The organism is Prevotella sp. oral taxon 317 str. F0108 (assembly GCF_000162415.1).
Classification (GTDB): Bacteria; Bacteroidota; Bacteroidia; order Bacteroidales; family Bacteroidaceae; genus Prevotella; species Prevotella conceptionensis.
In genome coordinates, this window is sequence record NZ_GG740075.1 from 175,776 (window position 1) to 187,854 (window position 12,079).

Sequence of the window (12,079 nt, forward strand, 5' to 3'; positions counted from 1 at the left end):
TAAGCGGGTTAATAAGAATAGGTTGAACGCACGTCTACGTGTACGGCCTCGTTCAGAAGATTGCCGTTGAACACCACATCCTGACTTGGGAAGGGCAGCGTAAAGCTCTGTGCTGTTACGTTAGGCGCCTGTGCTTCGGGGTTATATCGCATGTCGGTGGTGTTAACGTTCCATGCGCCACTCTTGTAATAGTTCTCGTACAGGGTGTTAAGACCGAAGAACGCGCCGCGCTTTTGGGCTTTAAGTTCGGCTATGCAGCCTGCCGTGTCGTAGTAGCTGCGGCGCACAAAGTCGTACCAGCGGTCGCCCTCCATCGCCAATTCCAGTCGGCGTTCTTTCCAAACGTCTTGCCAAGAGATGCTTGTTGGGCGCGATGCCGACTTCACTGCCCTGCTGCGAACCTTGTAAAAGGCATCGATGGCCGAGGCATCGGTGGTGGATGTGCCGTTGCCTATCACGGCCTCGGCATACACCAAGTACACGTCTGAGAGCCTAAGCACGGGCGTTGGCAAACTGCTGTGCATGTTAGATGCCGATATTCCGTCAATGGCGAACGTCTTATGGTCGTACGCATTGCCGTAAAGATGTTTCACGTTGTTGGCACCTGTTGCGCTTTGCAGCTTGCCAGGGCCGCCACTGCCATAGTTGTCGGCATCGTACATAAACTGCAAATAGTTGAAACCCTTGCGGCCCTTGTTGTCTGTTTTGTCGGTCCAGAAGTAGTCGTAAAAGTCGCCTGCCATCATCATTGTGGCCTTTCTGCGGGTGTCTACCTCACTTCTGCTTTCGGGATTTTCGGTTGGCGACACGCCGAAAGCCTCTTGCAAGTCTATCGAAGGGCCGTTATATCCGCCCCAGCAGTCGCCAAATTCGTCGAAACCCACCATGGCCAGGTCGCTTTGCAAGGTGTTCTGTACGGTCCAAATACTGGTGTCGGCCGTCCACATCCATGCGAAAAGAAACTCCCTGTTCATGGCGTTTTGCAGGCGGAATACATCAGAATAGTTCGCCATCAACGTGCGCCCGCTGTTGTCTATCACGTCTTTGGCATACGCTGCGGCCTTTTTCAGGTCGTCGGCATTGCGTTGTCCGTTGCCATTAGCGTTCACACCGCTTTTGGCTAGGTACACTTTGGCGAGCAATCCCTCGGCCGAGTAATAGTCTATACGGCCTGGCGAACCATTGCGGGGCAGCAGTTGCATGGCTTTTTCAAGTGTAAGGATGATGTATTCGTACACGTCGGCCTTCTTCACGCGGCTCACTGTGCTGTACGAACCGTCGGCAAGCATGGCCGAGTTGTCGTGAATGATGGGCACATCGCCAAACGAACGCACCAAGAAGAAGTAGGCCATAGCCTTCCATGCCAAGCATTCGCCCATGCACTGGTTCTTTATGGCTTGCGATGCCGTGGCGTTTTTAAGGTTGTTGTACACGGTGTTGGCATGCCCGATAACCGACCATAGCGAGTAAGACATGTTCATCAAGTCGCCATCAGTGCTGTTAACGGTGAGGGTTAAGTAAGGACTTGAACCCCAATAGTAGTTGCCCGACATCACTTCGCCCACCTTAATGAAACCGCGTTGGAAGTCGTACCAAGGCGAGTTGTAAAGGTAATTAACGCCTTGTAGGCATTGGTTGTCGTCCTTATAGAACGTGCCGGCGTTGTAAGAGTCTTCTGCTGGCCTGTCCAGAAAGTCGTTACACGATGTTGTAAGCGCGCCCGTTGTCAGGGCAAAGGCCATATATAGGTATTTTAAACGTTTCATCTTGAAGAAGGTTTATTGTTAGAAGGTGAGGTTAAGGCCAAACGAATAGGTGGTTGGCGAGGGATAGCGGCCGTTGTCTAAGCCGTAAGTGTAACCGTTGATGTCGGCAGTGCTGGCGCCAATTTCGGGGTCGTAACCATCATAACCCGTTATGGTAAGCAGGTTTTGGATGTTTACATACACGCGAAGATTGTCTATTCCCCATTTAGAAATCCACTTCTTGGGCAGCGTATAGCCCAAGGCGATGTTCTTTAAGCGGATGTACGAACCATCTTCTATATAGCGGTCGCTAATCACATCGTTGTCGTTGGGGTCGGTAATAGTGGCGCGGGGGATGTTTGTTTCGGGGTTGGCCACGCGTATGTTGCCGGCATCGGTGTACCAATAACTGCCTGGCGTGTAGGTTTTCGACGGGTCGATGGGCTCCAATCGGGCGCGTTTGGTAACGTCTGTAAGCTGATTGCTCCACAAGCTGTTCATGTGGGTGAGCTTCATCTTCATGTAGTTGTACACCTTGTTGCCGTATGTTCCGTTAACAAATACGTTGAGGTCGAAGTTCTTGTAGCGGAAGGTGTTGGTCCATCCGAAGGTGAATTTGGGCATGGGCGACCCGATATTGGTCTTGTCGTAGTCGTCGATAACGCCGTCGGGCTTACCCTCTGGGCCGCTGATGTCTTTGAATTTTAGGTCGCCAATCCAAGGGGTGGTGTTGCGGTCGAAGCTTTTTCCGTCGGCTGGATATTTAGAAGTCTTGGGCGATGTTTCAAGGTCGGCCAGGTCTTTATACACACCATCGGTAACGAAACCATAGAAACTGTACAGCGATTCGCCCACGTTCGACACGCTAATCACGTCGTTCCACTGGCCGTAACCCACGATGGCGGCGTTTTTTGTGCCCGAAAGGGCCACCAATTTGTTTTTGTTCCACGATATTTGGAACTCCGAATCCCATTGCAATGCACCCGTCAGAGGGTGTGCGTTCACCGTAAGTTCTAATCCCGTGTTGCGTATTGTGCCGTAGTTTCCGTAGGGAGCGGCCAAAACGGATGAGATGTTGCCCGACGTTCCCATGTAAGAGGGGAGTTGAAGGGGCATCAACATGTCGCGCGACTCTTTGTGATACCAGTCTAAGGTGAAGGAAATGCGGTCGTTCAGCACGCCCAAGTCCAGTCCCACGTTCCATTGTTCTTGGCTTTCCCACTGCACATCTAGGTTGGGAATGTTGTCTGGTCGGTAGGCTTTGCCCAGCAAGGTGGGCATGGCCTTCATCAGCGTTCCCCACTTATACGAACCAATGTTGGCATTACCCGTTTGTCCCCAACCAGCGCGTAGCTTACCGTTGCTTATGTATTTGGCTGCGGCACTCTTTACGAAGAAAGGCTCGTTGGTGAAACGCCACGATGCGGCGAACGAGTGAAAACCGGCCCAACGCTTGTTAGGACCAAAGTTCGAGCTGCCGTCGTAGCGGTAGGTGTAGGTGGCGTTATAGCGGTCGTTGAAGGCGTAAGTGAGGCGAGAGAAGAACGATGCCATAGCCGAACTGCCGAAACCAACGCCGATAGCGGGCGTGCCTGCGCCCAAAGCGGGGTTGTTAACGGTGTTTGCAGGCAGGTCGGTGTTCTCTGTTCGGTTGAAGTCGTACGAGCTTTCCCACATCTCTTGGCCTAACATGGCCGAGAACGAGTGCTTGCCTATGGTGTTGGCGTAGGTTACATAGTTCTTCAATTGCCAGAAAGTGCCCGACGACTTTTGCACCGATGCAGAGTTCTTCGTTCGTTTCCAAGTACCCAAATCAACTGTGGGCATAAAGCGGCGACCGCGGTCGGAACTGAGGTCGTAGCCCACTTCGGCGTGCCAAACCAAATGTTTGATGGGTGTTATCTCGAAGAAGAGGTTGCCGTTTAGCTTGCGCCTGTTCAGCAATATTTGGTTGAGCATGGCCATAGCGATGGGGTTGGGGTTGGTAAATCCCTCTTTCGACACCGACGAGTAGCCGCCGTTGATGTTGTATATCTGTATGTCGGGCGGTGTGGTGAGCGAGTAGTTGATGATGCCCGCATCGCTATCGGCCAGTTTCAAGTCGTCGTTGGTGTTCGAAAAGTTTACGCTCATGCCCAGTTTCAGCCACGATTTAAGTTGCGCATCAAGGTTGGCGCGCATGCCCAGTCGGTCGAACTTGCTGCCGATGAGCGTTCCTTCTTGCGACATGTAGTTGCCCGACACGTAGTATTGCACCTTTTCCGAGCCGCCTTGGGCTGATATTTGGTGCGAGTGTTGCAGTGCGGTGCGGAAGATGGCGTCTTGCCAATTGGTGCCTTTACCCAGCAATGAGGGGTCGGCAAAGTGCTTGTCGGCATCCGCAAGGTTTATTTGGCCCGTTGTTACAAAGTCGTTATAGTAGTCGGCAAACTCTTGTAGGTTCATCACTTGTAGCCTTTTGCCCTGCCGGCTCCATGCGGCCATGCCGTCGTAGGTGAACTTGGCCTCGCCTGCCTTACCTCGGCGCGTGGTGATAAGCACCACGCCGTTTGCCCCTTGGGCACCATATATGGCCGTGGCCGAGGCATCTTTAAGTATCTCCATCGACACAATGTCGTTGGGGTTGATGGTAGACAGGGGCGAAACGGTTGATACCTTGCCGTTGCCCAGTGCGTCGCCCAGTCCCAAAGAGGAGCCGCTGGCTCCGCTACCTTGTATAATTACGCCGTCGATAACGTACAGCGGTTCGGCGTTGGCGTTGATGGTGGCCTGCCCGCGCACGCGGATGCTCGACGATGTGCCGGGTGCGCCCGACGTGCTGATGGCTGTTACGCCTGCTGCACGCCCTTGCAAAGTTTGGTCTAAGGATGTAACGATAGAGCCGCGAAGTTTCTTCTCGTCCATCGTAACCGATGCCCCAGACACGTCGCTCTTTTTCATTACGCCATATCCAACAACAACCACCTCGTTCAGCGTGTTGTTGTCTTCGCTCAATACGATGTTTAATGGGCCTTGCCCACTGGCCTTTACTTCCTTGGGCGCATATCCTATGTACGATATTTCCAAGGTTGCGCCCTGCGGCGCATCGAGAGAAAAGTTGCCGTCTAGGTCGGTAACGGTGGCGTTGGTGGTGCCTTTCACCCTCACCGTGGCGCCGATAATCGATTCGCGCCCGTCGGTAACGCGTCCCGTTATCTTACGTGTCTGTTGTGCAGCAGGCGCAACGTTGTTCGTTATGTCTGCCAACACCCTTGGCGAATGCCCCAACATCGTGAGTGTGAGGCATGCCGCAAGCAATGTTACTTTGCTATAATTGAAATCCATTGTTATTGGGGTTAGATTGATTGTACTGATGTGATAAATGTCGAAAGGGTAGGGAATTGCAGCTCCCTGCGGGCTGAGTGATGGTCGTTACACTTCGTTTTGGGTATCGGTGCACGGTGGTCTGGGGTTCAAATTTGTTGTTTGGTTGGCACTTATGCCTACATTTGGATATCATCTTTATTCTGTTGCAAAGATAGTTATTAATGTTGTTGCAGACTAACACTATTTTATTATTTGCTAATACTATGTTGCTCAACTTGCAAAAAGTGGGGTCTAATGCCCCGATATGTGCGATAAAAAAGAAGAGAAACATAGTTTTGGCGATGTCCTTATTGGTTTGTTTTCTGCTGTTATCTGTGAAATCTGCCTGGATTTTGCATGCAAGCAACACCATCTATACCTCTTTTATGTTGGTAAGTTAACAAGATTGGTTGACGAGTTGGTTATTCCTCTTGTTAACTCGTTAACCTTAAAATGTCATGATTTTAGTTTGAATTTTAACATTATGAGTGCCCTTTTTGCGCACAATCGCTCATCTTGCCGCAAAAAATCGATTCTCGCGAAGGTTTGTTTCGATGCAAAAAGGGGTTGGTTGTACATGCAGACAAAATGAATTTTTATTTAAACTAATCGCCACTAACACCCGTTTTTGCGCTGTTTGCTGCTAAATGTAGTGCAATATGGTACAAAACGCAGTGCATTTTGGTGCTAAACGCAGTGCATTTTGGTGCTAAATGCAGTGCGTTTTGGTGCTAAATGCAGTACGTTTTGGTGCTAAACGCAAGGCAAAATGTTGCTAAATGCAAGACGAAAAGTATAAATATACGCTGAAATGGTATAAACAAAACCCTTTCGAACCACTAAATACATGGCCAAAAAGGACAAAATAGCCGTTAAAAAGTGGAGTTTTAGGGGCAAAAAGTGCGTAATTGGGCGTGAAAAATAATGAACTGGCAAGCAAACTAGAAAGGCAAAATGGTGCAAAATGCAGGTTCTTTTCTTAAAAATGGACTAAAACAGAAGCGTGCAAGGGTGCAAAATGCGGCTAATCGCATGCTTTTTAGGGGTAATCCACGCTAGAAAGGGACGGCGAGCGGAGTGTGTTTTGTAAAAGATAACGTAATATTTTAAGGTTTGTAAGCTTGTGATTTTATGCGGTTATGTGGTTGTGAAGTTTTAAGTTTATGAGTTTATGGGGTTTTAAGTTTATGGCTTTGTGGGTTTGTTTGCTTATGGATTTGAGGATTTGTTAGCTAATTAGTTCATGAGTTTGTAAGTTTATGAGTTACGTAAATAAAGTGAAATGAGGAGAGAAAATGGCGAGATTTGGCAGAATTTAACCTGGTAAAAATGGATTGAAGGATGGTTTCTGCTGGTTGATTGGCGCTTATCTGCGCTGTCTGCCTATGCGGTGTTAGCAGCTTTTAGTCAGCGGTTTGCACCGATTTGTGGCGTTGTCGTTCGCTTGTTTCCGCTTTTTTAGGCGCTTAAAACCTAAAAATAAGCGGCAAATAATTAAAATAATGTAAAATCATGATAATGTAAAAAGAAATTTATATATTTGCAATGTGGCAACGAATGCTTTGCGTTAGCGAACGTAGAACGTTTAAAATGGCCTGATACGCTGTAAACTTGCCGACATAATCTGGTCAACTGCACCGCTCTTGTCAACTCGTCAACTTGTCAGCTGAGCAATGCTCTCGTCAACTTGTAAACTCGTCAACTCGTTAACTTGTCAACTGAGCAATGCTCTCGTCATCTTGTCAACAAGGAAACATTGCTTTGGCAAGAACGCATGCTTTACTAGGAACGAGCAAATAACTATTAACAATACCCAAATTATTACATTAAAAGCCTAGACATTATGAGCAGAATTTTACTTCATTTGGCTGTATGCGCTTTATGTAGCGTATCGGCAGTAGCACAAAACAACAAGGATGCCGCGACTTATGCGCCGACGGCGACAGGTGAACAACTCACCAACCTGTACCTCAACTCTGCACTTTTAAACGGAGGAAACGCTGTACTTCCTGGCGGTGTGGCAGGAGATGCGCGCGGTATGGCCACGGTTAACGGTAAGATGTACGTGTGTTGCAGAGAGGGAACCGTATCGAAACTGATAGAACTTGATGGGAAAACTGGTGCGTTGCTCCGCACAATCACCCTTCCAGAGGAGATGTGGAAAGAGGGCGAAGCGGCTCTTGGCTTTATCTGCAACGACGTTCAGGTGGACAACGCCGGGCATATCTTCGTTTCTAACATGGCAACGGATATGCGCGGAGATGGTGCAGCCCATCTTTTTAGGGTGAACTACGTGGATGTTACCAAAACACCAGTGGCATATAAAACGGTGTTGAACGACACGCTGCCTGGCGATTTGCCCCAAACAATGCGCATAGACACATACGACTTGTATGGCGACATACTGAATGGCGATGGTATCATCATGCTGCCCGTGAGCGGTAACGAGGCAGGAGCAGGCAATACCGTTATTAAATATACCGTAACCAAGGGCGTGGCAGATGTTGCCAACCGGCAAACGATTGTACTTACAAAGTTTAATCCCGAAAAGGCGGTGGCCGCTGGTGCAGCTCCACGCATCAATATCGTAGACAACGAGCTGTTTTATCACGATGGATTTAACACGATGCCGATGTTGTATGACATGAATGGGGCTGCGGTTGACGGATTTCAAAACAACAAACCGCTCACTCCTGTAAGCACGGGACAAAACGGTGTGACGGAATTTGAACTGAACGGCGCTTATTATCTGATTGTGGCATCAACCAATACCGATGACAAAGAAGCACCGCAAGCCTTCGACATCTTTAAGTTTAAGGACGAAGGTCGCTCGTTTGCCGACATGACTTTCCTTTATCGCTTTCCGCAAGCTGGATTAGGAAGTGTTGGAAATCCAGTAAGAACGGCGTTGCCCAGGGTGGAAATTGTTGACGGAGTAGGCGGACAGAAGAAGGCGCGCATCAATATCTATGCCTATAAAAACGGTTATGGCATCTACGAATTTGCCAACAATGTGTCGACCAACATCGCCAAGGTTGAAGGCGATAAGTTGGATTATACGGTTCGTGGAAACGTTATCACGGTGAATGCCGATGTTAAGTGCATCACGCTTTACAACGCCATTGGACAGAAGGTGGCCGAAACTGCAAATGCACAAGCAGTTAAGGCTCCTGCACGTGGTGTCTATTTGCTGCATGTTCTGGGTAAGAACGGCAATGCGAAAACGATAAAAGTAGTTATCAACTAACACCAATGGCCGATAGAATGCCTTGAAAAGGGGGTTCTGTCGGCTTACTTTTTCCTTCTTTTTATGGTATAAACACTTATTCGCCTTATGAAAAAGATTCTTCTAAGTCTTCTTGTTCTGCTGATGCTGGCAGCTTATGCGCAGGCAAGAGACGTTGTCATTGATGGAAAGAGTTATCGTGTAGACACGGTTGCCTTGTTTAAAGCCGGACCAGGAACGCAATACCTGGCCTTGGAGTTTAAGGGCGCAAGGCGTATCAATGCTTTCTTTTTGAAAGTAGACCTCACCAATCCTTATGTCGCTTACCGCGCTGCTTTGGGGCGCGACTCAATCTACGGAGGCGAACAACCAACGCAGGTGGCAGCCCGAAAGAGCAAAGAGAAAGAAGTGTACATCGCCGGAACAAACGGCGACTTCTATAATGTGTCCGACTATGTGGGCATGCCCATTGGCTGTACAGTGGTGAATAACGAGCTGGCCAACAACGCTGCGGTGCCATATCATCGGCAGGTGTTCGCCTTCGATAAGGCTAAAATGCCCTATATCGGCACAATGGCTTATTCGGGAAACCTGCAAATTGGAACAGAACGTTACGCCATTGACCATGTTAACCATCTGCGAGGGAGTGGCCAATTGGTGCTTTATAACCAGCACAACGGACAATATACCCACACGGATGCCAATGGAACGGAGGTGTTGCTTGCTTTGTCTGAGGGCGAAACATGGCAACTGAACAAGGAAATTCGTGCAAAGGTGGTTTCGGTTGTGCAGAATAAGGGCAACATGAAGATACCCGTAGGCGGTGCAGTATTGTCTGCCAACGGGGCGATAGCCGGTAAATTGGCTGCCTTAACAGCAGGGACGGAGGTGAAAATCGCGCTGAACTTGTCTGTCGGTGGTGTTTCTGCACCGTTTGCCGACGTGGTTGGCGGCGACCAACGAAGCCCCATGTTGCAGGATGGTAGCGTAAATACAACCGAAGTTTGGAACGAACTGCACCCACGAACAGGGTTTGGTTACACGCAAGACAAGAAGACGGCCATTCATTGTGTGGTAGACGGACGTAGTACCATTTCTTCGGGAGCAACGACAAAAGAGTTGGCCGAGATTATGCAGTTTGTTGGCGCGTACACTGCCATGAACCTCGACGGCGGTGGTTCTAGCTGTCTGTTCTTGAAAGACTTTGGGCCGATGAATAAGAACAGCGACGGAAACGAACGAGCCGTAGGCAATGGCATCTATGTGGTTTCTACCGCTCCCACGGATAACAAAATAACCGAAATAAAGAGCCTTCAAACAAAGGTTAGGCTGCCGCGTTATGGTATTTTTAAGCCTACGTTCTACGGATATAACCAGTATGGCGTGCTTGTTTCGAGGGATGTTGCAGGCGTAAAGCAAACGGTAGACGCCAAAGTGGGTGAAGTATTGGCCGATGGCAGTTTCTTTGCATCGGGCAATCAATCGGGTGTAATTACTGCTAGCTACAACGGAGCAACGGAGAAAATAGAAGTGGAACTGCTGCCAGAGGCTCCTGTTGCCATCCGTTTAGACTCTGTTTTACTCGATAACAAGGTGACTTACCCCATTGAAGTGCAAACCGAAGTGGGGGGCAATGTGTTTAATCTGTATCCGGGCGCAATGCAATGGGATGTGGCCGACCCATCGGTCTGTACGGTTAACGAAGGAGTTGTCAAGGGATTGCGGAATGGAACGACCATTGTAACGGGTAGGTTGGGGAACTTTACCGACCAGCTTAAAGTGCACATTGAGATTGCCGACAAGCCCTCGATTACTGCTCGCGCCTTTACCGATGCAACCTGGAAAGTAACGCATTCGGCGAACTTGAAAAGCGTTGTCAATACGCCCACGAACGATGCTGTTAAAACAACGTTCACTTATAAGGCAGGGCGTAACCCCTATGTTGCCTACAATAACGACTTCGCACTTTATGGTTTGCCCGATAGTATTAGGCTTACGTTTAATGCAGGCGAGACGAATATCAGCAAGCTTAGCTTCCGCTTTAAGGAGAACAACGGTGGCATGGCCACTATCAATAAGGAGTTTCAGGGCTTTAAAAAGAACAAGGACAACACCATTAGCCTGGCGTTGGCCGACTTAATGGGCCATCCTAACGACCGAGCAGCCTATCCGTTGCACTTCAATTTCATGCAATTCTCCATCAATGGTTCGGGCATGACGAGCGATAAAGGCTACGACATTACCATTAAAGAGTTTGTTTTGGTGTATAAAGGCACCACCACGGCCATTGTTCGTCCAACAAACAATGCCTCGCAAAGGGTGTTTGTGGGTGGCACGAAGGACAATAAACTAACGCTACACCTTGATTTAGACAAAGAAGAGCAGGTGCAAGTGCAACTTATCTCCGTGTCGGGGAAGGTGTTGCGCAAGGTTAGCTTAGGCGTTGTGGGGAAGGGCAGCTACGTTATCCCCATGCAACAGCCAATGTCTGGCGTGTATTTGCTGAAAGTGAACTATGGCAATAAGCACGAAACGATAAAGGTTGTGATGTAAATGGCTTGCTTTTAAGCTTGCCTAAGGCACAAGCTTTTACGGAAACATGAGCATATAAAAAGGTGAAAAGATGCCGCGTGTGCATCTTCTCACCTTTCGGATGAAGGATTTTTTCTGCTGCAATTGGTACGCGCCAAGGTGGTTTGGCGATGCCTTTGCAGCCTTTTTTGTTCCGTATAACATCGTCTTTGGCTATCTTATTTCTTGGCAAAGATGCTGATATAGAGCGATGTGAATAAGGCAAAGGTCAGTGTTTCAATCGACGCGAGGATGCTGTGTACGGCTAGCTGCTCGCCGAAAACCATACATGCGAGCATTTTCACGACGACTATAATCACATAGGCAACTACTAGTTGAATGACAAATTGTTTAATCTTGCTTGGTTTCATGGGTTCAATTAATGGTTAGTTGTTTTGTGTGTTATTGGTTATTAATAAGGTGTAGAGAGCGTGGGGCGGCGAATGCAGCACGCATCTGGCTGCATCCGCCGCTGCCCCGTGTATGGTTGTGTCTTGCCCGTTGGCGACTATCTGCCTGCTATTCCTTGGGCTTTTCTTCGCGCAGAATGGGTAGCGAGATGTGATAGCGCATGGCCAGGAACCGCACAAGGCAGATAAAGAGGAAACAGATGAGCACGATGAGGCTAACTTCTACGCGCAAGGCGTACAACGCCCAGTAAAGCAAACCGCCTGCAATGCTTGCCATTGCGTATATCTCCTTGCGGAAAATAAGTGGCACATTGTTGAGCAACACATCGCGAACGACACCGCCTGCCGACCCCGTTATGCAGCCCATGATGATGGCAACCCAAAAGGGATGCCCCAGGGCGAGGGCCTTTTGAAGTCCTGCAATGGTGAAGAGTCCCAACCCAAGCGTATCGAACACGAACCACGCATTGTCTAGTCGCCGCACGTATTTGGCGAAAACGATGATGGAAAGGAGGGCCAACACGGTGCAAATCATGTACACCGACGAGGTCATCCAAAAGGGTTTAACGCCCAACATCATGTCGCGTAGCGTTCCACCGCCAATGGCAACGGCGATACCGCACACCAATCCGCCGAACCAGTCTACCTGTTTGGCCGACGCATGGCGTATGCCTGATATGGCAAAGGCGAAAGTTCCTACTATTTCTATTATGGTTTGAACGGTCTGAACCAGTTCCGGGTCTCTGTATGTCATCTCTTTATAATTATCCTGAAAGGGTTAG

General features: G+C 49.0%; 5 protein-coding genes. 2 read left to right on the plus strand and 3 right to left on the minus strand.

Translation table 11 applies throughout. The annotated features are described in order from the left end of the window. Window positions 1-8 precede the first annotated feature (8 nt). Both HMPREF0670_RS12055 and HMPREF0670_RS12060 read right to left on the minus strand, forming a co-directional pair. Window positions 9-1,766: a RagB/SusD family nutrient uptake outer membrane protein gene (locus tag HMPREF0670_RS12055; protein ID WP_009231434.1), complete on the minus strand. Its 1,758-nt coding sequence runs from the start codon at window positions 1,764-1,766 to the stop codon at window positions 9-11. 18 nt (window positions 1,767-1,784) lie between these two features. Next, on the minus strand, window positions 1,785-5,069 hold the full coding sequence (locus HMPREF0670_RS12060; RefSeq protein ID WP_198009306.1) for a SusC/RagA family TonB-linked outer membrane protein: 3,285 nt from the start codon (window positions 5,067-5,069) through the stop codon (window positions 1,785-1,787). A 1,864-nt stretch (window positions 5,070-6,933) separates the two neighbouring features. Between HMPREF0670_RS12060 and HMPREF0670_RS12070 the strand changes: the two genes are divergently transcribed. Both HMPREF0670_RS12070 and HMPREF0670_RS12075 read left to right on the plus strand, forming a co-directional pair. Next, entirely contained in the window at window positions 6,934-8,337 is a 1,404-nt protein-coding gene (locus HMPREF0670_RS12070; RefSeq protein WP_009231436.1) for a T9SS type A sorting domain-containing protein, read from the plus strand. 87 nt (window positions 8,338-8,424) lie between these two features. Continuing rightward, complete coding sequence (locus HMPREF0670_RS12075) at window positions 8,425-10,869, plus strand: phosphodiester glycosidase family protein (RefSeq protein ID WP_044078246.1); 2,445 nt, start codon at window positions 8,425-8,427, stop codon at window positions 10,867-10,869. Window positions 10,870-11,406: 537 nt separating this feature from the next. Here the strand turns inward: HMPREF0670_RS12075 and HMPREF0670_RS12085 are convergent. Continuing rightward, window positions 11,407-12,051, minus strand: coding sequence for a trimeric intracellular cation channel family protein (locus HMPREF0670_RS12085; protein WP_044078248.1), 645 nt, complete (start codon window positions 12,049-12,051; stop codon window positions 11,407-11,409). Window positions 12,052-12,079: the final 28 nt, after the last annotated feature.